We start from the raw sequence: 22,468 nt of genomic DNA on the forward strand, positions 1-22,468 counted from the left end.
GGGCCCTCGCGCATGATCTACGACACAAGCTTTGGGAGTTCGATCGATCGAGCCCCAGCGCTTCGGACGCTCGCGGTGCGAGCCTGCGACGGGTTGACCAGAGTTCCTGCTGTCTGCCGTCGTTGATTTGAGGCGTTGACGTCCGGATCCCGGGCTTGCTGGTGCCTCTGAGATCTGCCGCGCCAACAGGAGCGGGCTTTGAGAGGGATGGAGTGGAGCCCAGCCGGCCGTGTCTTCACGACGCGGAGCGGCGAACCACTGGACGCAGCCAACGTCCGGCGAGATTTCAAGGCCATCGTGAAAAAGGCCGGACTGAAGCCTGAGTGACCCCGCGGGAGCTCCGGCACAGCTTCGTATCCCTGCTCTCCGACCATGGCATCCCGTTGGAGCGGATCGCGCTCTTTGTCGGCCACAGCAGTCAGGCGACCACTGAGGCGGTCTATCGCAAGCAGCTCAGGCCCGTGATCACGCAGCAGGGCGCCGAAGCGATGGATGACATCTTCGCCGAAGGTCAGGAAGAGGGGGCGCAGGCAGCCAGTAAGGCTGAGCGCTTCTTCGGTGTTTGAAGAGCGAAGTTGCCTCCGGGCCGGAGGACCGGAGGCAACTCGGCGGTGGATCGAGGACGGGGTGCCCTCTGCGGGTCAGTCCTTCGGGGCGATGGCGTTCAGCATCTCCGAGATGACGTGGTCGGCGGCGTTCTGGTGGCCCTTGGCGTTGGGGTGCACGAGGGCCGGCCGGTTGTCGCTGTCGAGGACGCCCTCGACCCACTTGCCGGCATCACAGACGCTGTGCGTTTCGGAGGAGTCGTAGAGGTTGACGAAGGTGGCGGAGTCCTGGGTGGCGGCCGACTTCTCGATGACCTTGTTGAGGGGTTCCAGGACGTCCTGGCGCAGCCAGTCCAGGTCCCCCTGGGTGATCGAGAAGAACTGGTGGATGTCGTTGTAGCGGCACTTGGAGGTGTCCTGGGGGATGACCGTGGGGTAGCCGACGGCCAGGATCTTGGCGTGCGGACCCTTCTCATGGAGCTTGGCGAGCATCTGGTCGTAGTCGGTGCCGACCTTGGTCAGCCTGGCGGGGATGTCGGCGGCGAGGGCGTCCTTGCACGGGGTGCCCACGCCGCCGCTGCCCTGACCCAGTTCCAGGCACTTGAGGAGGATGTCGGCGAACCCGAGGGTGTTGCCGCCCACGCCGACGGTGATCACGTCGGTGCCAGACTTGACTGCTTCGGACTGGGGCGGCACCGCAGGGAAGGGGTAGTCCGGGTCCTCGGAGATGGGCGGCAGGTGGCGGCCGATCGGCTGCTGCGCGTTGAAGGTGACGTCCTCGATCGTGGCGGCGCCGCAGCTGACGTTGGTCAGCTCGAAGAACGAGCCGAGGTCCCGGTCGATGACCTGCGGGTAGGACCGGTCGGTGCGCTCGCAGCCGTCCCGGGGGATCTCGAAGACGCCACCTGCGGCCTGGATGGCCCCGGCGGTGTAGGAGTCGCCCAGGGCGACCCAGTCGTACTCCGCCGCGGCGGCAGGCTGTGCCCCGGCGAGCTGTGCGGGAGCGAGGGCGCCGGCGGTGAGAGCCGCGGCCGAGCCGAGCAGGGCCAGACGAGTGCGGAACCTTGCCACGAATCCTCCAGGGATACGGTGTTGGCGACGCTTTGACCCTAAGAGGCTCGTTACTTAAAGCACTAGATCCAATACGGACAGTCACATCCCGTGTGGTTCGGGCGTCTTTATGGTCCAGGTGGTCAGGTCCTGAACGGATGAGTCCGGATCTTGGCCGTCTAGCTCCGAGGCTTGACCGGCCCCGCACGGTATGCGTGGCCCTCGCAGCCACATCGACCGGCTGGCCATCGCCTCGGCACATCTGACGGCCCTAGCCGCCTGTCTCATTCGTGATCACTCCCGGCTGGCCATCGCCCGCCTGAGGGTCAACGCTCTGCGGGCTCCTGCGCGATGGGCGGCGCCACCGGCCCATTCCGCCCGAAGCCCTCGGGCTGACGGGACCGCATTAGGAATCGTTCGGACCCTGAGTCAAGACGGAGGGGGCTGGGGGCGGATCAAATTCGTTTGGCCCTCCGTTTGGCCCCCGGGCATGACAGAGGGCCTGGTGTCACTTGCACACCAGGCCCTCTGACCAGCGTCGGGGTGGCGGGATTTGAACCCACGACCTCTTCGTCCCGAACGAAGCGCGCTGCCAAGCTGCGCTACACCCCGATGTCGCTGCTGTCGCGGCGACGACGTTTACTTTAGCCCACAGGGGGCTGGAGACGAAATCCGGTTTGTGCGCGGTGGTGGACGCGGTGGCGGATCGGGTTGGGGCGGGCGTGGTCGAGGGCCACGAGCAGGATGGCCAGGGCGTAGATGGCGAGGCCCAGGAGGAGGGCGTTGGCCAGGACGCTCTTGTAGCCGTGCCCCGCGACGTCGAGGAACGGGTAGAGGTAGCGGGCCGGCGTGCCGGGGGTCAGTAGTTCGCCTCGGGTGAGGGTGAAGGTCAGGTAGGTCAGGGGGTAGAGGAGCCACGTCGTCGCCTGGCGGAGGTGCAGGTCGCCGGGGTATGTGAGGAGCAGCCAGTCCAGGAGTGCGGCGATCGGCACCGCCGTATGCAGGATCTGGTTGGTGATCGCGTGCCAGCCCGTCGGGGCGGCCGCTTCGCCCGTGAGGATGCCGGGCAGGGGGTAAGGGCTCGCCCCGTTCGCCAGGATCAGGTGGTAGACGAGGGCCGTGACCAGGGCGTAGAGCAGTGTGGCGCCTGTCAGGGACGTGGGGAGTGGGGGGCGGGCCGCCCAGGCGCGGCGGGCCGAGGCGACGAAGACCAGGGCCAGCAGGATGTTGCTCTGGATCGTGAAGTGGCTCAGGGTGCGCAAGGGGCTGCCGAGGCCGACCTCGACGGCCACGGCCGCTGCCGCCGACACGGCCACCAGCAGGCGGAACAAGGTGGCCAGGCGGCGCGGTGTGGGAGCGACCACGGCCGTGGCGGGGACGTGCGACGGGAAGAGTACGGGGACTCCCGGTATCGCGGGGATGTTCGGGATGTCCCTGGGTATCGGGGCGGTCATGGCCTCACGCTAAGCAGCGTGGGCGAAATGGGCGATACGGGTCGTCCATGCGAGTTAATGAGAGATGGGGGGATTTATCGCCCCGTCAGCCGTCAGCCGTCAGCCGTCAGCCGTCAGCCGTCATCCGCCACCCGTAACCCGTCGCCGCCCCACCCCTCCCTGCCTCCCCTACTACTCCCGCCCCACCAACGTCAGCAACGTCGCCTCCGGCGGGCACGCGAAGCGGAACGGGGTGTAGCGGTTCGCGCCGCAGCCCGCCGAGACGTGGAGGTAGGAGGTGCGGCCCCCCGCCGTGTGCGTCGACAGGCCCTTCACTCGGTCCGTGTCCAGGTCGCAGTTGGTGACCAGGGCGCCGTAGAAGGGGATGCAGAGCTGGCCGCCGTGGGTGTGGCCGGCCAGGATCAGGGGGTAGTCGTCCGCCGTGTAGGAGTCCAGGACGCGCAGGTACGGCGCGTGCACCACGCCCATCGCGAAGTCCGCGGCGCCCGACGGACCGCCCGACACCTGCTCGTAGCGGTCCCTCTTGATGTGCGGATCGTCCAGGCCGGTGAACTCCACGGACACGCCCTCGACCTTCAGCGTCCCGCGCGTGTTCGTCAGGTTGAGCCAGCCCGCGGCGTCGAAGCCGTCGCGCAGGTCCTCCCACGGGTTGTGGATCGCGCCCACGGCGGGCGGGTTGCCGTTCAGGCCGTGCCGGCCCTGGGTCTTCTCCAGCAGGTACCGGGCGGGGTTGCGCAGCTTGGGGCCGTAGTAGTCGTTGGAGCCGAAGACGTACACGCCCGGGAACTCCATCAACGGGCCCAGCGCGTCCAGCACCTCCGGCACGCCCTCGGGGTCCGACAGGTTGTCGCCCGTGTTGATCACAAAGTCGGGGCGCAGACCCGCCAGCGAGCGCAGCCAGCGCTGCTTCTTGCGCTGGCCGCTGACCATGTGGATGTCGGAGACCTGGAGCACCCGCAGCGGCCGCATACCGGCCGGCAGGACGGGGACCGTCACCCGTCGCAGGCGGAACGAACGGGCCTCGAAACCCGCCGAGTACAGCAGTCCGGCGGCCCCAACCGCCGTGATTCCCAGGGGCACTCCGTATCGCGCGCGCATACGACCATCGTGTCAGACGGTAGAAGCACCCTGCGCCCGCCCGTCCCCGGCATCCTCTGGTCCCCGCCATCCTCCGGCCCCGGCCGTCTTCCGGTCCCCGCCATCCTCCGGCCCCGGCCATCCTCCGGCCCCCGCCATCCTCCGGCCCCCGGCCATCCTCAGGTCCCCTGCGATCCCCTCCGAGCGCCCTTTCCCCTCCCCTCCCACCCGCCCCCTTGAAATCCACGGGCGCCCCGCTCCCCGTACCTGCGACAATCGACCCCATGACCACGCTCAAGTCGAAGCTGCAGGAAGACCTCAACGCCGCGATCAAGGAGCGCGACGAGCTCCGCTCCTCGACGCTCCGGCTGACGCTCGCCGCGATCACCAAGGAGGAGGTCGCGGGCAAGGAGAAGCGCGAGCTCTCCGACGACGAGGTGCAGAAGGTGATCACCCGCGAGGCGAAGAAGCGTCGTGAGGCCGCCGACGCGTTCGCGCAGGGTGGTCGTGCCGAGCAGGCCGAGCGCGAGAAGGCGGAGGGCGAGGTGCTCGCCACCTACCTGCCGAAGCAGCTCAGCGACGACCAGCTGAACGAGATCGTGGCCCAGGCCGTCGAGGAGGCCAAGGCGGCCGGTGCCGAGGGTCCGCGTGCCATGGGCGCCGTGATGAAGATCGTGAACCCGAAGGTCGCGGGGCAGGCCGAGGGCGGCCGCGTGGCCGCGGTGGTCAAGAAGCTGCTGGCGAGCTGACGCTGCTGGCGGGCTGACCCTGCTGGCGGGCTGCCCACGTCGCTGGCGGGCTGACCCCGTCCGGCGCACGGCGACAGCCGTTATGACTACAACGGCGACGGCCCCCGGCCCCTCCATACGAGGGGTCGGGGGCCGTCGCCGTCGGGCTAAAAGGGTCACTGCGAACGCGTCACAGGGACCGCCGCATCAGTCACGGCCCCCATTCCCGTTCCCATTCGTCTGCCCCTGCCACCATCCCTCAGGAATCGAGAACGACGGACTCGGTTCGGTCCCCCCGCCCGTGCCCCCGTCGCTGTTCCCGCCCGTGCCGCCGCCGAGCAGGCCGCCGATGAGGTTGTCGTCGCCGTTGTTGCCGTCGTCGTTGCCGCGGCCGCGGTCGTTGTCGTCCTCGTCGCCCCGGCCCTTGTCACGGTCCTCGTCGTCGGGGATGTGGATGGTGTTGAAGTCCTCGACGGGCTTGCCGTCCAGGGCGCCGAGCATGGCGTCCCGCCAGATCGGGCCCGGCACCTTGCCGCCGTAGACCAGGTCGTTGTACTCACCGCCGATGTAGATGTTGCGCATCTTCACCTTCTGGGTGGCGCTGCCGACCCAGACGGCGCCGGAGAGGTTCGGCGTGTAGCCGACGAACCAGGCGTTGCGGCGTTCGTCCGTCGTACCGGTCTTACCGGCGCTGTCGCGGTCGGTGAGACCGGCCTCCCTGCCCGTACCGGAGTCGACCACGCCCTGCAGCAGGCTGTTGATGGTGTCCGCGGTCAGCTCGGACATCGCGCGCGAGCAGGTCGACTTCGGCACCTCCATCGACTTTTCCTTGCCGCCGACCTTCTGCGAGATGGACTCGATGGCGATCGGCGTGCAGTACATGCCCCGGGAGGCGAAGGCGGCGTACGCGCTCGCCATCGTCAGCGGGGAGAGGCCGACGGAACCGAGGGCGATGGCCGGGCGCTCGGGGAGCTTGTCGCCGTTGCCCTGGCGGACCTGGAGCTGGTCGGTGATGTTGACCACAGGGCAGAGGCCGATGTCGGCGATCATCTGCACGAAGTAGGTGTTGACCGACAGCTCCATCGCCTTCTTCAGGCGGTAGGGGCCGTGCTCCGACTCGCTCTCGTTCTCCAGCTTCTCGCCGCGCAGGTTCGTCCACGGCGAGCTGTCGCACGTCTGCACCGGGCTCGGGTACTCCATCTCGTACGGCGACGAGTACTCCTGCGTCGGCGGCCGGCCCTCCTCCAGCGCGGCCGCGGCGACGAACGGCTTGAACGTGGAACCGGTCGGGAAGCCGTAGTTGGAGCCGCCGTACGCCGAGTCGACCGAGTAGTTGATCTCGGTCTCGTTCTTGCCGTAGCCGAACGGCTTCGACTGGCCCATGCCGAGGATCTTGCCGGTGCCGGGCTCGACGAGGGTGGTCGCGGCGGCGACCTTGTCGTCCTGGTAGACGTGGTCCTTGAGCGAGGCCTGGACCGACTTCTGGGCCTGCGGGTCCAGGGTCGTCGTGATCGTCAGGCCGCCCTGGTTCCAGATCTTGGCGCGGGCCTCGCGGTTCTTGCCGAAGACCGGCTCGGAGAGGAAGACCTTCTCGACGTACTTGCAGAAGAAGCTGGCGCCCTTGACCGCGGTGATGCAGCCGTTCTTGGGCTTGCTGACCTTCAGCCCCAGCGGGGCCTCCTTGGCCTTGTCGGCCTCCGCCTGGGGGACGTCACCGAGGTCGGCCATGCGCTGCAGGACGGTGTTGCGCCGCTTGGTGGCCTCGGCCTCGTCGTTGATGGGGTCGTAGCGGCTGGGCGACTGGACGATGCCGGCGAGCAGCGCGGCCTCTTGGAGCTTGAGGTCCTTGGCGGACTTGGAGAAATAGCGCTGGGCGGCGGCTTCGACGCCGTACGCCTGCTGGCCGAAGAACGTGATGTTCAGGTAGTTCTCGAGGATCTTCTTCTTGCCGAGCTCCTCCTCCACCTGGATCGCGTACTTCAGCTCCTTGATCTTGCGGCCGAGGGTCTGCTGGGTGGCCTGCGCGACCTTGGTCGGGTCGTCGCCGGCCTCCTCGACGAAGACGTTCTTCACGTACTGCTGTGTCAGCGTGGACGCGCCCTCGCTCACGCCGCCGCTCTGGGCGTTGCGGTTCAGGGCGCGCAGGACGCCCTTCAGGTCGACCGCGCCGTGCTGGTAGAAGCGGGCGTCCTCGATCGCGACGATCGCCTTCTGCATGTACGGCGAGATGTCCTTGAGGTTGACCACCGTCCGGTCGCGCGAGTAGACGGTGGCGATCGTGCCGCCCTCGGCGTCCAGGATCGTGGTGCGCTGGCTCAGCGGCGGCGTCTTGAGGTTGGTCGGGAGCTCGTCGAAGCTCTCGACGGACCCCTTGGCCGCGAGTCCCAGGGCGCCTACGGCGGGCAGCGCGATACCGGCCAGCACGGCTCCCGCGAGCACACTGACACCGAGGAACTTGGCGGCCTGCTGAGTCGGCGACAGACCACCGCCCGAGCGGTTCTTTGGCATGGAGGCAGCCTAAACCGTAGAGATGAGCGAACCGAGAGCCGATCGGGCGCGAGCCCGGCCCGGCGATGTGAGACAGGCCATGGGCGCGGACGGGGGCGGGGGCCACGGCAGGCGCGGACGGGGGCGGGGGCCACGGCACGACGAAGTCAGCCGTCTGCCCGCGAGCGGAGCTCGCACGACGGATACGGCCCAATCGCCGGACAGGCGTGCAGGCCTTGGCCTAAGCTGCTCTCAACTGTCACAGCAGCGCGGCCATGTATCAATACGTCCGGCGACCCCGAATCGTTCTGGCGACCACCCACTTTTTTTGGTGGGTACGTGTCCGAATCCGCCTTGTGTGTCATCTGGCGTCCGTTGTGACTCAGCAGAACTGCCCCGGTTTGCCGGGAAAGTCACGCATGTCGCCAGCTCACTCCCCCGGGTGATCTGCCGCTTACGCATAGTCCGTTCGGGCCATTCAAGATTGGGCCCGAAGGGGGTGTTGCGCTGTGCCCACCTTCCGTAACGTCCTCAACTGGCGGCGGTGAATATGCCGCTGCCGCCGTGGGGGAGCCTCGATTCGGGAGAGGACGGCGCCGGTATGGGCTGGGTAGTCGACTGGAGTGCGCAGGCGGCCTGCCGCACTACCGATCCGGATGAACTGTTCGTTCAGGGAGCAGCGCAGAACAGGGCCAAGGCGGTGTGCACCGGCTGCCCGGTGCGGACCGAGTGCCTGGCCGACGCGCTGGACAACCGCGTCGAGTTCGGCGTGTGGGGAGGAATGACGGAGCGGGAGCGCCGCGCGCTGCTGCGCAGGCGGCCCACGGTCACCTCGTGGCGCCGGCTGCTGGAGACGGCACGTACGGAGTACGAGCGTGGAGCGGGCATCCTGCCGCTCGACGACGACGAGGTGTACGAGAACTACGCGGCGGTGGGCTGAGGCCACCCCCGGTCGGGGTGTGTCCCCGGGGTTCCCCTCAGGCGCTCGTCGGGGTTCCCCTCAGGCGTTCGTCTCGGGCAGCTCCGGCCGATGGGCCGCGAGCCGGTTACCGATGTCCCGCAGCCCCGTGAGGTCATGCACGTCGCCGGGCAGCGCGGCCACTTCGGCCACCGCCACCTCGGGATGGAGCGCGGTGAAGCGGTCCCGCGTGCGCTGCTCACGCGAGAGCAACTGCATGCGCTCGGAGTGCAGCCTCAGCAAGCCCGCGGTGAGCTGGTCGACGGACCGCTCCACATGCGGGTCATCGGATCGCTCGCCGTGCGGATCACTGGATCGTTCCTCGTGCGGATCACCGGACGGCTCCCCGTGCGGATCACCGGACCGCTCGACACGCGGGTCACCGGACGCTTCGCCAGGCGTGGACGCGGACGCGGACACGGACGCGACGGACTCCGGTTCGTCCGTCCGCGACTGTGACGTGTCCGGGGCCGAGGTGCGCTTCAGGTCCGTGGCGGCGGGGGAGCCTGCGTCGGGAGCCGGCGCCTCGGAAGCGGCCGATTCTGAACTGTCGTACGTGTCGGGGGAGTTACGAAGTCCAGCTTTCCCGCCCTCCTGATCCACAATGCGGGGCTCTTCAAGATTTTCCGCGGCGGCGAGCGCCCGCTCGGCCGACAGCCGGTCGGCGCCGCTGCCGTGGACCCGGTTGAGCACCAGACCCGCGAGCGGCATGTCCTCGGCGGCCAGCCGCTCCACGAAGTACGCGGCCTCCCGCAGCGCGTCCCGCTCCGGCGCCGCCACCACCAGGAACGCCGTGCCGGGCGCCTGAAGCAGCTTGTAGGTCGCGTCCGCGCGGGTGCGGAACCCGCCGAACATCGAGTCCATGGCCGCCACGAAGGTCTGTACGTCCTTCAGCAGCTGCCCGCCGAGCAGCTTGCCGAGCGCGCCCGTCATCATCGACATGCCGACGTTCAGGAACTTCATCCCCGCGCGTCCACCGACCTTCGCCGGGGCCAGCAGGACCCGGATCAGCTTGCCGTCGAGGAAGGACCCGAGCCGCTTGGGCGCGTCCAGGAAGTCCAGCGCCGAGCGGGACGGCGGGGTGTCGACGACGATCAGGTCCCACTCGTCCCGGGCCCGCAGCTGGCCCAGCTTCTCCATCGCCATGTACTCCTGCGTGCCCGCGAAGCCCGCCGAGAGCGACTGGTAGAAGGGGTTCCCCAGGATCGCGGCGGCCCGCTCGGGGTCCGCGTGCGCCTCGACGATCTCGTCGAAGGTGCGCTTCATGTCGAGCATCATCGCGTGCAGCTCGCCGTCGCCCTCCACGCCCTTGACCCGGCGCGGGGTGTTGTCCAGCGAGTCGATGCCCATCGACTGGGCTAGCCGACGGGCCGGGTCGATCGTGAGCACCACGACCTTGCGCCCGCGCTCGGCGGCCCGCAGCCCCAGCGCCGCAGCCGTCGTGGTCTTGCCGACCCCGCCCGAGCCGCAGCACACCACGATGCGCGTGTCGGGATCGTCGAGCAGCGGGTCGAGGTCGAGCACGCGCACCGAGGAGAGGCCGTGGGACTTGGGGCCGGCGTCGTGTGCGTGGGCCGCTTCCGGACGACTCATGACATCCCCTGCTTCCGACGTACCGCGTACGGCTCCCGACTAGTGAACGGACTCATGACCAGTCCTGTTCCCGCAGCTCGCGCGCGAGTGCGTACAGACCCGCCAGGTCCATGCCCTCGGCGAGCAGCGGCAGTTCGTGCACCGGCAGCCCCAACTCGCCCAGGACCGCGCGCTGCTCGTGCTCCAGCATGTACCGCTCGGCGTACTCGTCGGCCTGCGCCAGCAGCGGGTCCACCAGCTTCTCGGCGTTCCCACCGCGCCGCGCCCCGCCGAGTCCGGCCGAGGACAGCGACTTGGCGACGGCCGCGCGCGGAACACTGCGGACGAGTTCCAGATCGGTCGCGTCCAACACCTCGGGCCGCACCATGTTCACGATGATCCGCCCCACCGGCAGCCGCGCCGACCGCAGCTCGGCGATCCCGTCCGCGGTCTCCTGGACGGGCATCTCCTCCAGCAGCGTCACCAGGTGCACCGCCGTCTCCGAGGACTTGAGCACCCGCATCACGGCCTGCGCCTGATTGTGTATCGGCCCGATCCTGGCGAGGCCGGCGACCTCGTCGTTGACGTTCAGGAAGCGGGTGATGCGCCCGGTGGGCGGCGCGTCCATGACGACACAGTCGTATACGAACCGCCCGGACTTGTCCTTGCGGCGCACGGCCTCGCACGCCTTGCCGGTCAGGAGTACGTCCCGCAGTCCCGGCGCGATGGTGGTGGCGAAGTCGATGGCGCCGAGTTTCTTCAGCGCTCTGCCCGCGCCGCCCATCTTGTAGAACATCTGGAGATAGTCCAGAAGGGCCAGTTCGGGGTCTATGGCGAGGGCGTACACCTCCCCGCCCCCAGGAGCGACGGCGATCTTCCGCTCCTCGTATGGCAGCGCCTCTGTTTCGAAGAGCTGCGCGATGCCCTGCCTGCCCTCGACCTCGACGAGAAGCGTCCGCTTCCCCTCCGTCGCGAGGGCGAGCGCGAGCGCGGCGGCGACCGTGGTCTTTCCGGTCCCGCCCTTGCCGCTGACGACCTGGAGCCTGCTCACGTCTTCGAGCCTAACCAGTCGGTGCGCCGACCACGCGACAGCCTGTGGACAATCTGGCGGTGGTCGGCCGCGTTGCGCCCCGCGGACAGCGGATAAAGTCGGCCACATGACCAAGTGGGAATACGCAACCGTGCCGCTGCTCGTCCACGCCACGAAGCAGATTCTGGACACCTGGGGCGAGGACGGCTGGGAGCTCGTCCAGGTCGTGCCCGGGCCGAACAACCCCGAGCAGCTCGTGGCCTACCTGAAGCGGGAGAAGGCATGAGCGCGGTCGAGGCGAAGCTCGCCGAGCTGGGCCTGACCCTCCCGGAGGTCGTGCCTCCGCTCGCCGCGTACCAGCCGGCGGTCCAGTCCGGCGTGTACGTGTACACCGCGGGCCAGCTGCCCATGGTGGAGGGCAAGCTTCCGGTCACCGGCAAGGTGGGCGCCGAGGTCACCGCCGAGGAGGCCAAGGACCTCGCCCGTACGTGCGCCCTGAACGCCCTCGCCGCCGTGAAGTCGGTGGCCGGTGACCTGGACCGCATCGCGCGCGTGGTGAAGGTCGTCGGGTTCGTGGCCTCCGCCTCGGACTTCACCGGCCAGCCCGGTGTGATCAACGGCGCGAGCGAGCTGTTCGCCGAGGTGCTGGGCGACAAGGGCGTGCACGCGCGCAGCGCGGTGGGCGTGGCCGTGCTGCCGCTGGACGCGCCGGTCGAGGTCGAGGTCCAGGTGGAGCTGACCGGGGCGTAGGCCCTTCGACGACTGTCGTGGCCTGTCCGAGGGTGCCCCGTGTGCCCCCGGGCAGGTCGCGTGTCACGGTCCGGCCGAACATCGCCGTACGGCGCCGAAAATGAGCCCGCTCCCGGCCTCCCGGCAGGGCACAGTGGCCCCATGGCCGAAACCGATCTCCGCAGAGGGCTCGACGCCCAGGGCTACATCGCGCCCGAAGGGTCCCTCGGGCGGATCCCGCACGCGTTCCGGCCCGTCGTGGCGGCCGCGCGGGACCGGCTGCTCGACGTGTTCGGGGCGCGGATGCACAGCGCCTACCTCTACGGGTCGATTCCGCGCGGCACCGCGCGCGTGGGGCGCAGCGACCTGGATCTGCTGGTCGCCCTGCGCGCGGAGCCGACGGAGGCGGACCGGGCGGCCGCGCGCGTGCTCGGCGAGGACCTGGACAAGGAGTTCGCGCAGATCGACGGGGTCGGGACGCTGCTCTACGGCCGCGAACGGCTGCTGAGCGACCTGGAGACGTACGACCTCGGGTGGTTCGTCTCCTGCCTCTGCACGCCCCTGCTCGGGGACGATCTCGCCGAGTATCTTCCCCGCTACCGGCCCGACTCGCTGCTCGCGCGGGAGACCAACGGTGACCTCGGCCTCCTGCTGCCCCGCTGGCGGGAGCGGATCGCCGGGGCCGGTGACAGCGACGACGCCCGGCGGCCGCTCGTGCGGTTCATGTCACGGCATCTCGTGCGGACCGGGTTCACGCTCGTCATGCCTCGATGGGGCGGCTGGACCAGCGATCTGGCGGAAATGGCCGAGGCGTTCGGGGCGTACTACCCGGCCCGCGCGGAGCAGATGCGCGTGGCGGCCGGGCTCGGGCACGAGCCCACGGGCGACGCGGGGGTGCTCCGGTCGTACGTCGATGATCTCGGCCCGTGGCTGGCGGGGGAGTACGCGCGCGTGCACGGCGTCAAGGCCCCCCGGCCCGACTAGGACGCTCAGCCCAGGGGGTGCCCCCCGGCCTGAAGGAGGACGCGCAGCCCAGGGGGTGCCCCCGGCCCGAAGGAGGACGCGCATCCCACGGGAGCGCCCCCGGCCGACTGAGGACGCGCATCCCACGGGAGCGCCCCCGGCCGACTGAGGACGCGCAGCCCAGGGGGTGCCCCCGGCCCGAAGGAGGACGCGCAGCCCACGGGAGCGCCCCCGGCCGACTGAGGACGCGCAGCCCAGGGGGTGTCCTTGGGTCCCGCCTCGCCTAGATGAGGCCGTGCTCCTCCAGGTAGTCCATCTGTGCCCGTACCGACAGCTCGGCCGCCGGCCACAGGGAGCGGTCCACGTCCGCGTACACATGGGCGACGACCTCGGCCGGGGTGCCGTAGCCGTCCTCGACCGCCGTCTCGACCTGGGCGAGCCGGTGGGCCCGGTGGGCGAGATAGAACTCGACGGCGCCCTGCGCGTCCTCCAGGACAGGCCCGTGACCGGGGAGGACGGTGTGCACGCCGTCGTCGACCGTGAGGGACCTGAGCCGCCGGAGCGAGTCCAGGTAGTCGCCGAGCCGGCCGTCGGGGTGGGCCACCACCGTCGTGCCACGGCCCAGGATCGTGTCGCCGGTCAGGACGGCGCGGTCGGCCGGGAGGTGGAAGCAGAGGGAGTCGGCGGTGTGCCCGGGCGTCGGTACGACGCGCAGCTCCAGGCCGCCGACGGTGACCACGTTCCCGGCGCCGAGCCCCTCGTCGCCGAGCCGCAGCGCCGGATCGAGGGCACGCACGCGCGTGCCGGTGAGCTCGGCGAAGCGTCCGGCGCCCTCGGCGTGGTCCGGGTGGCCGTGGGTGAGCAGGGTCAGGGCGACACGCTTGCCGGACTTCTCGGCCATCGCGACGACGTTGCGCAGGTGACCGTCGTCCAGCGGACCGGGGTCGATCACGACGGCCAGGTCGGAGTCCGGTTCGGAGACCAGCCAGGTGTTGGTCCCGTCCAGGGTCATCGCGGACGCGTTCGGCGCGAGGACGTTGACGGCGCGGGTGGTGGCGGGACCGGTGAGGACCCCGCCTCGCGGCTGGCCGGGGAGGGCTGCTGCGTCCGTCATGCGAGGGGACCTTCCAAGGCGGTCGGCGCCGCGGGGACCGCGGGCGGTGCGGACAGTGCGGGCCAGGTCATGCGGGGGCTCCGCCGGTCGGTATGTGCTTGGTGAACTCGTCGTGGCCGGGCCAGGAGAGCACGATCTCGCCGTCCTCCAGGCGGGCCTGGGCCAGGACGGGCGTGAGATCGCGGTCGGGAGCGGCGGCGAGAGCGTGAGCGGCGCTGTCGTACGGCGTCAGCTGCCGCAGCGTCGCGATGGTGGGCGGCATCATCAGCAACTCGCCCTTGTCGTACGAGGCGGCGGCGTCCGCGGGACGGGTCCACACCGTGCGGTCGGCCTCCGTGGAGGCGTTGCGGGTGCGCTGGCCCTCCGGGAGGGCGGCGACGAAGAACCAGGTGTCGTAGCGGCGGGGTTCGAACTCCGGGGTGATCCAGCGGGTCCAGGCGCCCAGCAGGTCGGAGCGCAGGACCAGCCCCCGGCGGTCCAGGAACTCGGCGAACGACACGTCACGGGCGACCAGGGCGGCGCGGTCCGCTTCCCAGTCCTCGCCGGTGGTGTCCCCGATCACGGAATCGGCGGTGGGCCCGGCGAGCAGCACGCCGGCCTCCTCGTACGTCTCCCGTACGGCGGCGCAGACGATCGCCTGGGCCACCGCTTCCTCCACGCCGAGCCGTCGCGCCCACCACGCGCGCGTGGGGCCCGCCCAGCGGATCGGCTGCTCGTCACGGGGGTCCACCCCGCCGCCGGGGTAGGCGTAGGCACCGCCGGCGAAGGCCATGGAGCTGCGGCGGCGCAGCATGTGCACGGCCGGTCCGGCGCCGGAGTCCTTGAGCAGCATGACGGTGGCCGCCCGTTTCGGAACGACGGGGGTGAGGCGTCCTTCCGCGAGCTCACGGATTCGGTCCGGCCACTCCGGTGGGTACCACTGCCCGTTTGCCATGGGCGCGAGGCTATCTCTTGGTGCGCTGATGTTCGAGGGGTGGCCGTGGGGCGGGAACCTGCGAGGTCAACGGCGACGGGGCCCCGCCTCGGTGTGAGACGGGGCCCCGTTGCCGTACGACGGGAAAGTGGGCCTAACGCGACCGCTTCGCCAGACGCTCCACGTCCAGCAGGATCACCGCGCGGGCTTCCAGCCGCAGCCAGCCGCGCTGGGCGAAGTCGGCGAGGGCCTTGTTGACCGTCTCGCGGGACGCGCCGACCAGCTGGGCCAGCTCCTCCTGCGTCAGGTCGTGGACGACGTGGATGCCCTCCTCGGACTGCACGCCGAAGCGGCGGGAGAGGTCGAGGAGCGCGCGGGCCACACGGCCGGGGACGTCCGAGAAGACGAGGTCGGACATCGCGTCGTTGGTGCGGCGCAGGCGGCGGGCGACGGCGCGTAGGAGCGCGGTGGCCACCTCGGGGCGGGCGTTCAGCCAGGGCTGGAGGTCGCCGTGGCCGAGGCCCAGCAGCTTGACCTCCGTCAGCGCGGTGGCGGTCGCCGTGCGCGGGCCCGGGTCGAAGAGGGACAGCTCGCCGATGAGCTCGCCGGGGCCGACGACGGCGAGCATGTTCTCGCGGCCGTCGGGAGACGTCCGGTGAAGCTTGACCTTGCCCTCGGTGACGACGTAGAGCCGATCGCCCGGGTCGCCCTCGTGGAACAGGGAGTCGCCACGCGCGAGGGTCACCTCACTCATGGAGGCGCGCAGTTCCGCGGACTGCTCGTCGTCGAGAGCCGCGAAGAGCGGATTGCGCCGCAGAGGGTCGTCCACGAGTTCTCTCCTTGTCGACCTGCTCAGGGGATCTCTCCCCCGCGTACCAGGGGACCGTGTTCCCCATTTTGCCGGACGGTCCAAACAGTGTGATCTGTCACAAGGATGCCGCACAGGTGTCCCGAGGTAAGCGGCAGGGGTCCAATTGGGGGCCGATCTTCGAGGTCCGGGGCGGATGTCAGTGCCGGGCTTTAGGCTGGCCGGGTGTCCAAATCGCCGGTGAGAGCACAGGCCAAGGGGGCTGGGCGGGTGGTTGTACGTCGAGATTCCGCTGTGGGCGAACAGGACCCTGGCGGCGGAAGGAAAACGACAAAAACGGCGAAAACGACGCCAGGTGGGACGGCTGCCGGTGGCGAGAAAGCGGCGGTGAAGAAGGTGCCCGCGAAGAAGGTGCCCGCGAAGAAGGCGACTGCCCGTACGGCGGCTACCGAGGAGGCGGTCGCCAAGAAGGCCACGGCGAAGAAGGCCACCAAGACGGCCACCGCGAGGAAGGCCACCGCAAAGAAGGCCGCCATGAAGAAGACGGCTGCGAAGTCGACGGCTGCGAAGAAGACAGTCGCGAAGAAGGCAACCAAGGCGACCCCTGCGAAGAAGGCAACCAAGGCGACCGCCAAGACAGTCGCCAAGAAGCCCCTCACGACGAAAGCCGTCAGCAAGAAACCCGCCATCGTCCCGGAAGCCGCCACCGCCTCCGTGAAGGGCGCCTCTCCCGTCAGGACCGTCACCGCCAAGCCCCCCACCGCCGAGTCCCGCACGGCCCTCGTCCGCCGTGCCCGGCGTATCAACCGCGAGCTCGCCGAGGTCTACCCGTACGCCCACCCGGAGCTGGACTTCGACAACCCCTTCCAGCTCGTGGTCGCCACGGTGCTGTCCGCCCAGACCACGGACCTGAGGGTCAACCAGACGACCCCCGCGCTGTTCGCCAAGTACCCCACGCCCGAGGACCTGGCCGCCGCGAACCCCGAGGAGGTCGAGGAGATCCTCCGGCCGACCGGGTTCTTCCGGGCCAAGACCAAGTCGGTGATGGGGCTGTCGAAGGCGCTGGTGGAGAACCACGGCGGCGAGGTCCCGGGGCGGCTCGAGGACCTCGTCAAGCTGCCCGGCGTCGGCCGCAAGACCGCGTTCGTCGTCCTCGGCAACGCCTTCGGCCGGCCCGGCATCACCGTGGACACGCACTTCCAGCGGCTGGTGCGGCGCTGGGAGTGGACCGCGCAGACGGACCCGGACAAGATCGAGGCCGAGATCGGGGCCCTGTTCCCGAAGAGCGACTGGACGGACCTCTCGCACCACGTGATCTGGCACGGCCGCCGCATCTGCCACGCCCGCAAGCCCGCCTGCGGCGCCTGCCCCATCGCCCCGCTCTGCCCGGCCTACGGCGAGGGCGAGACGGATCCGGAGAAGGCGAAGAAGCTCCTCAAGTACGAGAAGGGCGGCTTCCCCGGCCAGCGCCTCAATCCGCCCCAGTCCTACCTGGAGGCGGGCGGCAAGGCGGCCCCGCCGCTGGGGGCCGGATGACGGGGCGAGCGGGCCCGGCGGGGTGTCGTGGAGTGCTCGTACGGCCGGATCGGAACGATCTAGGTGCCCTCGGGCGTTGGACTCGACAGGACGACGGGGGTGGCGATGACGCGGGCGAGTGACACGCAGGACGGGTCGGTGGTGGTCGGTTCGGTGGCGGTCAGCAAGGAAGGGCTGCCGGACTGGCTGGGTCCGGTGGTGCGGGTGGTGGAGACGGTCGAGCCGTTGCAGCTCAGCCGCTTCCTGCCGCCGAAGAGCGGCGCGGGGCGTCAGTCGGCCGTGCTGATCCTCTTCGGGGAGGGCGAGCGCGGGCCCGAGCTGCTGCTCATGGAGCGGGCCAGTTCGCTGCGGTCCCATGCCGGACAGCCGTCCTTCCCCGGTGGCGCCCTCGACCCCGAGGACGGCGACCCGCAGGCCGACGGGCCGCTGCGGGCCGCTCTCCGCGAGGCCGAGGAGGAGACCGGTCTCGATCCGAGCGGTGTCCAGCTCTTCGGCGTGCTGCCCAAGCTGTACATCCCGGTCAGCGGCTTCGTCGTCACTCCTGTGCTGGGCTGGTGGAGAGAGCCGAGCCCGGTCGACGTCGTCGATCCGAACGAGACGGCCCGGGTCTTCACCGTCCCCGTGGCGGATCTCACGAATCCGGACAACCGCGCCACGACCGTCCACCCCAGCGGCCACCAAGGACCGGCATTTCTGGTCGAATCCGCCCTTGTCTGGGGCTTCACGGCCGGAATCATCGACCGTCTGCTGCATTTCTCGGGCTGGGAGCGGCCCTGGGACCGGGGTAAGCAGGTCCCGCTCGACTGGCGGTCATGACAGGGTGTCTGCCGTGCTGTGTATTCACGGGGGCCGCCCTGTCCGATTCGCGCTGTGCGGTGGGCCGGAGCCCCGGTCGAGGCGGGGGGACCGGAGAGTGACGAGGCGAGGCCTGAATCGGTGAACGTGCTGGACATCCTGCTGCTGGTCGCCGCCGTGTGGTTCGCGATCGTGGGTTACCGCCAGGGCTTCGTCGTCGGCATCCTGTCGGTGATCGGCTTCCTCGGCGGCGGCCTGGTGGCCGTCTACCTCCTCCCGGTCATCTGGGACGCGCTGACCGACAACTCCGAGGTGAACACCACGGCCGCGGTCGTCGCGGTGGTCGTCGTCATCGTCTGCGCCTCCGTCGGCCAGGCCCTGACCACCCACCTCGGCAACAAGCTGCGCCGGTACATCACCTGGTCCCCGGCCCGCGCCCTGGACGCGACGGGCGGCGCCCTCGTCAACGTCGTCGCGATGCTCCTCGTGGCCTGGCTGATCGGCTCGGCCCTCGCCGGGACGACGCTGCCGACGCTCGGCAAGGAGGTCCGCAGCTCCAAGGTGCTGCTCGGCGTCTCACGGGCGCTGCCCGACCAGGCCGACACCTGGTTCGCGGACTTCTCCACCGTCCTCGCGCAGAACGGCTTCCCGCAGGTCTTCAGCCCCTTCTCCAACGAGCCGATCAACGAGGTCCAGCCGCCCGACCCGGCCCTCGCCGGCAGCCCGGTGGCCGCGCGCGCCAAGCGCTCCATCGTCAAGGTCATGGGCACGGCGACGAGTTGCGGCAAGGTCCTGGAGGGCACCGGCTTCGTCTTCGCCGACCGCCGCGTCATGACCAACGCGCATGTCGTCGGTGGCGTCGACGAACCCACCGTCCAGATAGGCGGCGAGGGCAGGCGGTACGACGCGAAGGTCGTCCTCTACGACTGGCAGCGCGACATCGCCGTACTGGACGTACCGGACCTGGACGCGCCCGCACTGCGGTTCACGGCCTCGGACGCCGAGAGCGGCGACGGCGCGATCATCGCGGGCTTCCCGGAGAACGGCGCGTACGACGTGCGCGCGGCCCGGGTGCGGGGGCGCCTGCCGGCCAACGGTCCGGACATCTACCACCGCGGCACCGTACGCCGCGACGTCTACTCGCTGTACGCGATCGTCCGCCAGGGCAACTCCGGCGGTCCGCTGCTGACCCCTCAGGGCAAGGTGTACGGCGTGGTCTTCGCCAAGTCCCTGGACGACGCCGACACCGGCTACGCCCTCACCGCGGACGAGATCCAGGAGGACATCGCCAAGGGGCGTACCGCCAACCAGCAGGTGGACAGCGACAGCTGCGCCCTGTAGGCCCGGCGGCGCAACGGCGGACGGGCGCGGCCCGTCAGCCGCGCGGGTGGCGCAGGCGTACCGAGACCCAGCGGGCCCGGCGGCGCAGAATGCGCGGAATGCCCACCCTGAGGTCGGAGCCCGGCATCTGCGGGGCGCTGCCTCGCTGGTGGGAGCTCAGCCCACTGGCCGAGCGGCGATTGCGTGCTGCGTCACTGTAGTCGTGCGTCCAGCCCATACCCCGACGTCTGCCCCCGCCCCAAGGTCGATAACCGCCCCTGGCGCCCCCAATTGGCCTATGCGCCGGGCAATTGGCTGTTCGTAGGACAGGTGTTCAGTTCCGGACACCGGGCGCATCGGCACGGTCACCGATCGGGGTCGGCGCGGCGCTGTTTCAGCGGTCGGGTTCCGGGTCCTTGAGCCAGTTGATCAGCTCGGCGGAGAACGCCACCGGGTCCTCCTCGTGCGGGAAGTGCCCGAGTCCGTCGAACAGCCGCCAGCGGTACGGCGCTTCGACGTACTCGCCCGAACCGGCCGCGCTGCGGGTGCGCATCACGGGGTCGAGCGAGCCGTGCAGATGCAGCGTCGGCACCCGCACCGGTCGCTTCATACGGCGGTTGAACTGGATGCCGTCGGGACGGGCCAGCGAGCGCACCATCCAGCGGTACGGCTCGATGGAGCAGTGCGCCGTCGAGGGGATGCAGATCGCACGGCGGTACGTGTCCACCGCGTCGTCGTCCGGCAGCCGCGGGCCCGACCAGTCCCGGATGAGCCGGCCGGCGAGTGCCCCGTCGTCGGCCGTCAGCTGCCGCTCGGGAATCCAGGGGCGCTGAAATCCCCAGATATAGGAACTCGCGCTCGTCTGCTTGACGTCGGAGAGCATCGCCGAACGCCAGCGCCGGGGGTGCGGCATGGAGGAGACCGCGAGCCGCCGCACCAGCTTGGGGCGCATCGCGGCCGCCGTCCACGCCAGATATCCGCCGAGGTCGTGGCCGACCAGCGCGGCATCGGGCTCGCCCAGGGAGCGGACCACGCCGGTGATGTCGAGGGCGAGGTTGGCCGGGTCGTAACCCCGCGGGGTGCGGTCGCTGCCGCCGACGCCGCGCAGGTCCATGGCGACGGCCCGGAAGCCGGCGTCGGCGAGCGCGACGAGCTGGTGCCGCCAGGCCCACCAGAACTGCGGGAATCCGTGCAGCAGCAGCACCAGCGGACCGTCGCCCATCTCCGCGATGTGGAAGCGCGCACCATTGGCGGCCACGTCCCTGTGTGTCCAGGGACCGTCCACTCGTACGACCGAGGCGGGTTGAGCCGAAGGGGCGGCGGGATCCGTCATGACGATGAGCGTGCCACAGCCTCGATGGCCGCGGGCGCCCGGTCCTCCAGCTCCGGCCGCGGGCCCGGACGCGGGTGCGGCTTGGCCTTCTGCAGCACGCCCGCCGTCTCCTTCATCGAGGCGGCGACCTTCTGCGGGCCCTTGCTCTTCTTGGCCTTCTTCGCGAAGACGACGCCGATCAGCGCGAGGATGCCGGCGACGAGGACGTTGGCCGCGAAGGACAGCACGAAGCAGATCGCGAGGTTCCAGTCGCTCCAGGTCTGAATGCCGTACGCGAGGGCGAAGTTCAGCATCGGCAGCGAGAACACCAGCACGGCGCCCGCCATCGTGAACGCGCCGCCGCTCGTCGCGCCCCGCTTGACGTCCTGCTTGAGCTGCGCTTTCGCCAGTGCGATCTCGTCATGCACCAGCGCCGACATCTCGGTCGTCGCCGAGGCGAACAGCTGGCCGATGCTGCGTTCGGCGCCGGCCGGGCTGCCGTCGGGTGCGCTCATCGCGGTCTCCCTCGTCGTGTACGGTTCCGTCTTCTGCCTGACTGCGTACGGTTCCGTCTTTTGTACCGTCCCGTCAGATCATGCCCGACGGTGCTCCTCCTCGCCTGCCCTGCCCGCCACTTCGGCAAGCGCGTGGCGTGCGGCGGCCTTCTCCTCGGCGAGCCGGCGGTGCTCGGCGGCCTTGCGCTCGTGGATGGCGGCCATGCGCAGGTGGTACTCCGGCTCGTCCTCCTCGTAGATGTCCGGGACGCCGCTTTCGTCCTCGTCGCGCTCCTCGGCCTCCACCATCCCGCGGTACTTGGCGTTACGTATCTTCAGCAGCACCGTCGCCACGGTCGCCGCGATGAGGGACCCCACCAGGACCGCGGCCTTGGCCTCGTCGGTCAGCGCGGTGTCGCCCGCAAAGGCGAGTTCGCCGATGAGCAGCGAGACGGTGAACCCGATGCCGGCGAGGGTGGCCACCGCGAACACGTCGGCCCACGCCAGGTCGTCGCTGAGCGAGGCCCTGGTGAAACGTGCCGTCAGCCACGTACCGCCGAAGATGCCGACCGCCTTGCCGACCACCAGGCCGAGGACCACGCCGAGTGTCTCGGGCCGTGTGAACACCTCGCCGAGAGCGCCGCCGGAGACGGCCACACCCGCACTGAACAGCGCGAACAGGGGGACCGCCAGCCCTGCCGACAGCGGGCGCACGAGATGCTCGATGTGCTCGCCGGGGGAGTGCTCCTCGCCCTCGCGCCGGGTGCAGCGCAGCATCAGGCCCATCGCCACGCCCGCGATGGTGGCGTGGATGCCGCTGTTGTACATCAGCCCCCAGATGACGAGCGCGAGCGGGACGTACACGTACCACCCCCGTACGCCCTTCCGCAGCAGCAGCCAGAAGACGACGAGTCCCACGACGGCGCCGCCGAGCGCGGCGAAGTCGATCTGTGAGGTGAAGAAGATCGCGATGATCAGGATCGCGAACAGGTCGTCGACCACGGCGAGCGTGAGCAGGAAGGCGCGCAGGGCGCTCGGCAGCGAGGTGCCGATGACGGCGAGCACGGCCAGCGCGAAGGCGATGTCGGTGGCGGTCGGCACCGCCCAGCCGTCCGTCGAGCCGCCCCCGGTGACAGCCGTCAGCGTGTAGACGAGCGCGGGCACCGCCATCCCGCACAACGCGGCGACGACCGGCAGCACGGCCGCCTTGGGGTCCCTGAGATCGCCGGCCACCAGCTCACGCTTGAGCTCGATGCCGGCGACGAAGAAGAAGATCGCGAGCAGTCCGTCGGCGGCCCAGTGCTCGACGGACAGGTTCAGCCCGAGCGCCTCGGGGCCGAAGTGGAAGTGGCCGACGGTCTCGTAGCTGTCGTGCAGCGCGGGTACGTTCGCCCAGACCAGCGCGGTGATCGCGGCGAGCAGCAGCAGTACCCCGCCGACGGTCTCGGTGCGCAGCGCGTCCGCGACGAAGGTCCGCTCGGGGAGGGAGAGCCGTCCGAGAACCTTGCGGGCGGGAGCGGGGGTGCGGGGCGCGGCCACGGGGGAGACCTCCGGTCGGTGGGCAGGACAGAGCACTTGCCGAC

The 22,468-nt window shown here is 70.2% G+C and carries 21 protein-coding genes, 1 tRNA gene and 1 pseudogene; 9 read left to right on the forward strand and 14 right to left on the reverse strand.

Going from position 1 to position 22,468, the window contains the following annotated elements; genetic code table 11:
* Nucleotides 1-180: 180 nt before the first annotated feature.
* A pseudogene (locus ACIRD7_RS35520) lies at nucleotides 181-566 on the forward strand (tyrosine-type recombinase/integrase); the annotation flags it as partial.
* Between the two features lie 75 nt (nucleotides 567-641).
* On the opposite strand, the gene ACIRD7_RS35525 reads toward ACIRD7_RS35520, so the two are convergent.
* From ACIRD7_RS35525 to ACIRD7_RS35540, 4 genes are all read right to left on the reverse strand, one after another.
* Nucleotides 642-1,616, reverse strand: a complete 975-nt coding sequence (locus ACIRD7_RS35525) for an SGNH/GDSL hydrolase family protein (protein WP_403459965.1) — start codon at nucleotides 1,614-1,616, stop codon at nucleotides 642-644.
* A 517-nt stretch (nucleotides 1,617-2,133) separates the two neighbouring features.
* A tRNA-Pro gene (locus ACIRD7_RS35530) sits at nucleotides 2,134-2,207 on the reverse strand.
* 32 nt (nucleotides 2,208-2,239) lie between these two features.
* A complete protein-coding gene (locus ACIRD7_RS35535; RefSeq protein WP_403459966.1) occupies nucleotides 2,240-3,049 on the reverse strand; it encodes a Pr6Pr family membrane protein in 810 nt (269 codons plus the stop codon).
* 171 nt (nucleotides 3,050-3,220) lie between these two features.
* Nucleotides 3,221-4,147, reverse strand: coding sequence for a metallophosphoesterase (locus tag ACIRD7_RS35540; RefSeq protein ID WP_403459967.1), 927 nt, complete (start codon nucleotides 4,145-4,147; stop codon nucleotides 3,221-3,223).
* A gap of 263 nt (nucleotides 4,148-4,410) precedes the next feature.
* Here ACIRD7_RS35540 and ACIRD7_RS35545 point away from each other — a divergent pair, with 263 nt between their 5' ends.
* Entirely contained in the window at nucleotides 4,411-4,875 is a 465-nt protein-coding gene (locus ACIRD7_RS35545; protein ID WP_403459969.1) for a GatB/YqeY domain-containing protein, read from the forward strand.
* Nucleotides 4,876-5,061: 186 nt separating this feature from the next.
* Here the strand turns inward: ACIRD7_RS35545 and ACIRD7_RS35550 are convergent, their stop codons facing one another.
* On the reverse strand, nucleotides 5,062-7,362 hold the full coding sequence (locus tag ACIRD7_RS35550; RefSeq protein WP_403459970.1) for a transglycosylase domain-containing protein: 2,301 nt from the start codon (nucleotides 7,360-7,362) through the stop codon (nucleotides 5,062-5,064).
* Between the two features lie 580 nt (nucleotides 7,363-7,942).
* On the opposite strand from ACIRD7_RS35550, the gene wblA reads away from it, so the two are divergent.
* On the forward strand, nucleotides 7,943-8,281 hold the full coding sequence (gene wblA / locus ACIRD7_RS35555) for a transcriptional regulator WblA (RefSeq protein ID WP_286063707.1): 339 nt from the start codon (nucleotides 7,943-7,945) through the stop codon (nucleotides 8,279-8,281).
* A 60-nt stretch (nucleotides 8,282-8,341) separates the two neighbouring features.
* On the opposite strand, the gene ACIRD7_RS35560 is transcribed toward wblA, so the two are convergent.
* A complete protein-coding gene (locus ACIRD7_RS35560; RefSeq protein WP_403459971.1) occupies nucleotides 8,342-9,892 on the reverse strand; it encodes an ArsA family ATPase in 1,551 nt (516 codons plus the stop codon).
* Nucleotides 9,893-9,944: 52 nt separating this feature from the next.
* Nucleotides 9,945-10,922: an ArsA-related P-loop ATPase gene (locus ACIRD7_RS35565; protein ID WP_403459973.1), complete on the reverse strand. Its 978-nt coding sequence runs from the start codon at nucleotides 10,920-10,922 to the stop codon at nucleotides 9,945-9,947.
* Nucleotides 10,923-11,028: 106 nt separating this feature from the next.
* Between ACIRD7_RS35565 and ACIRD7_RS35570 the strand changes: the two genes are divergently transcribed.
* The 3 genes from ACIRD7_RS35570 (at nucleotide 11,029) to ACIRD7_RS35580 (ending at nucleotide 12,614) form a co-directional block, all read left to right on the forward strand.
* Nucleotides 11,029-11,187 (forward strand): DUF4177 domain-containing protein, encoded by a 159-nt coding sequence (locus ACIRD7_RS35570; RefSeq protein ID WP_003967454.1) that lies wholly within the window; start codon nucleotides 11,029-11,031, stop codon nucleotides 11,185-11,187.
* Nucleotides 11,184-11,651 (forward strand): RidA family protein, encoded by a 468-nt coding sequence (locus tag ACIRD7_RS35575; protein WP_403459974.1) that lies wholly within the window; start codon nucleotides 11,184-11,186, stop codon nucleotides 11,649-11,651. Before ACIRD7_RS35570 ends, ACIRD7_RS35575 begins: the two co-directional genes overlap by 4 nt.
* Nucleotides 11,652-11,792: 141 nt before the next feature.
* Nucleotides 11,793-12,614, forward strand: coding sequence for a nucleotidyltransferase domain-containing protein (locus ACIRD7_RS35580; protein WP_403459975.1), 822 nt, complete (start codon nucleotides 11,793-11,795; stop codon nucleotides 12,612-12,614).
* A 262-nt stretch (nucleotides 12,615-12,876) separates the two neighbouring features.
* On the opposite strand, the gene ACIRD7_RS35585 is transcribed toward ACIRD7_RS35580, so the two are convergent.
* From ACIRD7_RS35585 to ACIRD7_RS35595, 3 genes are all read right to left on the reverse strand, one after another.
* On the reverse strand, nucleotides 12,877-13,707 hold the full coding sequence (locus ACIRD7_RS35585; protein ID WP_403459976.1) for an MBL fold metallo-hydrolase: 831 nt from the start codon (nucleotides 13,705-13,707) through the stop codon (nucleotides 12,877-12,879).
* Nucleotides 13,708-13,774: 67 nt separating this feature from the next.
* On the reverse strand, nucleotides 13,775-14,641 hold the full coding sequence (locus tag ACIRD7_RS35590; RefSeq protein WP_403459977.1) for an NUDIX hydrolase: 867 nt from the start codon (nucleotides 14,639-14,641) through the stop codon (nucleotides 13,775-13,777).
* 133 nt (nucleotides 14,642-14,774) lie between these two features.
* A complete protein-coding gene (locus ACIRD7_RS35595; protein ID WP_030046018.1) occupies nucleotides 14,775-15,449 on the reverse strand; it encodes a Crp/Fnr family transcriptional regulator in 675 nt (224 codons plus the stop codon).
* Nucleotides 15,450-15,722: 273 nt separating this feature from the next.
* Here ACIRD7_RS35595 and nth point away from each other — a divergent pair, with 273 nt between their 5' ends.
* The 3 genes from nth (at nucleotide 15,723) to ACIRD7_RS35610 (ending at nucleotide 19,100) form a co-directional block, all read left to right on the forward strand.
* On the forward strand, nucleotides 15,723-16,964 hold the full coding sequence (gene nth, locus ACIRD7_RS35600) for an endonuclease III (protein WP_403459979.1): 1,242 nt from the start codon (nucleotides 15,723-15,725) through the stop codon (nucleotides 16,962-16,964).
* Between the two features lie 105 nt (nucleotides 16,965-17,069).
* On the forward strand, nucleotides 17,070-17,780 hold the full coding sequence (locus ACIRD7_RS35605; protein WP_403459980.1) for an NUDIX hydrolase: 711 nt from the start codon (nucleotides 17,070-17,072) through the stop codon (nucleotides 17,778-17,780).
* Between the two features lie 120 nt (nucleotides 17,781-17,900).
* Entirely contained in the window at nucleotides 17,901-19,100 is a 1,200-nt protein-coding gene (locus tag ACIRD7_RS35610; protein WP_403459981.1) for a MarP family serine protease, read from the forward strand.
* Nucleotides 19,101-19,134: 34 nt separating this feature from the next.
* Here ACIRD7_RS35610 and ACIRD7_RS35615 read toward each other — a convergent pair whose 3' ends face one another.
* The 4 genes from ACIRD7_RS35615 to nhaA form a co-directional block, all read right to left on the reverse strand.
* Nucleotides 19,135-19,317 carry a hypothetical protein gene (locus ACIRD7_RS35615; protein ID WP_403459982.1) on the reverse strand — a complete coding sequence of 61 codons (183 nt, stop codon included), beginning with the start codon at nucleotides 19,315-19,317 and terminating at the stop codon, nucleotides 19,135-19,137.
* A 156-nt stretch (nucleotides 19,318-19,473) separates the two neighbouring features.
* Nucleotides 19,474-20,412: an alpha/beta fold hydrolase gene (locus tag ACIRD7_RS35620; RefSeq protein WP_403459983.1), complete on the reverse strand. Its 939-nt coding sequence runs from the start codon at nucleotides 20,410-20,412 to the stop codon at nucleotides 19,474-19,476.
* Nucleotides 20,409-20,906, reverse strand: coding sequence for a phage holin family protein (locus tag ACIRD7_RS35625; protein ID WP_403459984.1), 498 nt, complete (start codon nucleotides 20,904-20,906; stop codon nucleotides 20,409-20,411). The genes ACIRD7_RS35620 and ACIRD7_RS35625 overlap by 4 nt, the downstream gene beginning before the upstream one ends.
* Nucleotides 20,907-20,984: 78 nt before the next feature.
* Nucleotides 20,985-22,424 carry a Na+/H+ antiporter NhaA gene (gene nhaA / locus ACIRD7_RS35630; RefSeq protein WP_403459985.1) on the reverse strand — a complete coding sequence of 480 codons (1,440 nt, stop codon included), beginning with the start codon at nucleotides 22,422-22,424 and terminating at the stop codon, nucleotides 20,985-20,987.
* Nucleotides 22,425-22,468: the final 44 nt, after the last annotated feature.

This window comes from Streptomyces sp. NPDC093568, from assembly GCF_044764945.1.
In the GTDB taxonomy this organism is placed as follows: Bacteria; Actinomycetota; Actinomycetes; order Streptomycetales; family Streptomycetaceae; genus Streptomyces.

Bases quoted from the DNA above. Each gene is read 5' to 3' on its own strand.
- wblA (WP_286063707.1), top strand. From the start codon at position 7,943: ATGGGCTGGGTAGTCGACTGGAGTGCGCAGGCGGCCTGCCGCACTACC.
- ACIRD7_RS35625 (WP_403459984.1), bottom strand. From the start codon at position 20,906: ATGAGCGCACCCGACGGCAGCCCGGCCGGCGCCGAACGCAGCATCGGC.
- ACIRD7_RS35550 (WP_403459970.1), bottom strand. From the start codon at position 7,362: ATGCCAAAGAACCGCTCGGGCGGTGGTCTGTCGCCGACTCAGCAGGCC.
- ACIRD7_RS35545 (WP_403459969.1), top strand. From the start codon at position 4,411: ATGACCACGCTCAAGTCGAAGCTGCAGGAAGACCTCAACGCCGCGATC.
- ACIRD7_RS35585 (WP_403459976.1), bottom strand. From the start codon at position 13,707: ATGACGGACGCAGCAGCCCTCCCCGGCCAGCCGCGAGGCGGGGTCCTC.
- ACIRD7_RS35560 (WP_403459971.1), bottom strand. From the start codon at position 9,892: ATGAGTCGTCCGGAAGCGGCCCACGCACACGACGCCGGCCCCAAGTCC.
- ACIRD7_RS35570 (WP_003967454.1), top strand. From the start codon at position 11,029: ATGACCAAGTGGGAATACGCAACCGTGCCGCTGCTCGTCCACGCCACG.
- ACIRD7_RS35615 (WP_403459982.1), bottom strand. From the start codon at position 19,317: ATGGGCTGGACGCACGACTACAGTGACGCAGCACGCAATCGCCGCTCG.
- ACIRD7_RS35605 (WP_403459980.1), top strand. From the start codon at position 17,070: ATGACGCGGGCGAGTGACACGCAGGACGGGTCGGTGGTGGTCGGTTCG.
- ACIRD7_RS35620 (WP_403459983.1), bottom strand. From the start codon at position 20,412: ATGACGGATCCCGCCGCCCCTTCGGCTCAACCCGCCTCGGTCGTACGA.
- ACIRD7_RS35580 (WP_403459975.1), top strand. From the start codon at position 11,793: ATGGCCGAAACCGATCTCCGCAGAGGGCTCGACGCCCAGGGCTACATC.
- ACIRD7_RS35535 (WP_403459966.1), bottom strand. From the start codon at position 3,049: ATGACCGCCCCGATACCCAGGGACATCCCGAACATCCCCGCGATACCG.
- ACIRD7_RS35575 (WP_403459974.1), top strand. From the start codon at position 11,184: ATGAGCGCGGTCGAGGCGAAGCTCGCCGAGCTGGGCCTGACCCTCCCG.
- ACIRD7_RS35590 (WP_403459977.1), bottom strand. From the start codon at position 14,641: ATGGCAAACGGGCAGTGGTACCCACCGGAGTGGCCGGACCGAATCCGT.
- ACIRD7_RS35540 (WP_403459967.1), bottom strand. From the start codon at position 4,147: ATGCGCGCGCGATACGGAGTGCCCCTGGGAATCACGGCGGTTGGGGCC.